Source organism: Psychrobacter sp. 1U2, from assembly GCF_051847575.1.
Window position 1 is genome coordinate 1 of the sequence record NZ_JBPYDC010001100.1, and the last position, 706, is coordinate 706.

The 706-nt window shown below is 41.4% G+C and carries 1 protein-coding gene; it reads right to left on the reverse strand.

Going from position 1 to position 706, the window contains the following annotated elements; all coding sequences use genetic code 11:
• The coding region (locus tag ACS8FD_RS20600) for an aminotransferase class III-fold pyridoxal phosphate-dependent enzyme (RefSeq protein ID WP_439277237.1) at nt 1–417 on the reverse strand (417 nt) is incomplete at its 3' end.
• Nucleotides 418–706 lie beyond the last annotated feature (289 nt).

Here is a 706-nt window from a genome sequence, read left to right on the forward strand (position 1 = left end):
AAATTGGTTTTTATCAGTACGTCCAACCGCGATTTGGTATTGCAGCGCCATTTTTAGCGCCACTTCCACAGCGATGCTGCCACTATCAGCATAGAATATCGCATCAAGTCCTTTGGGGACAATGTTTAGTAGTCTTTCACCCAGATCGATTGCTGGCTTGTGCGTCAAGCCTCCAAACATGACATGCGCCATTTTGCCCAGCTGCTTTGTGATAGCAGTATTTAGTTTGGGATGATTATATCCATGTACGCTCGCCCACCACGACGACATGCCATCGATAAGGCGCGTACCATCTTCAGTGACGATGTAGATACCCTCTGCATGATCAATAACGATATTAGAATAAGTGGGCGGTAGACTGGCATAAGGATGCCAAAGATAATGGTGGTCAAAATCGCTGGTAGAAGTATTTGTCATAGCACACTCTTAAACATCAAACGTGTGGCAAATTGAGTGTCCATTTTCATCATATTATTCCTAGTTTTTAGCACTTTCATACAGTTAGTATTTCCCTACAGTTAGTACTTTCGTATAGATAGTGAACTCAATTTAAAATAGATAAAGTGCGACTGGGATGATTTTTTCGTAGCCGCTGTGATAGCAGCAAGTAAGGAAAATTTATACCAGTCGCGTACAACTATTAACGTATCGATTTTATTTTGCGCTGAGCATTTATCAATAGCATAATCTACAACGCATCACTGAC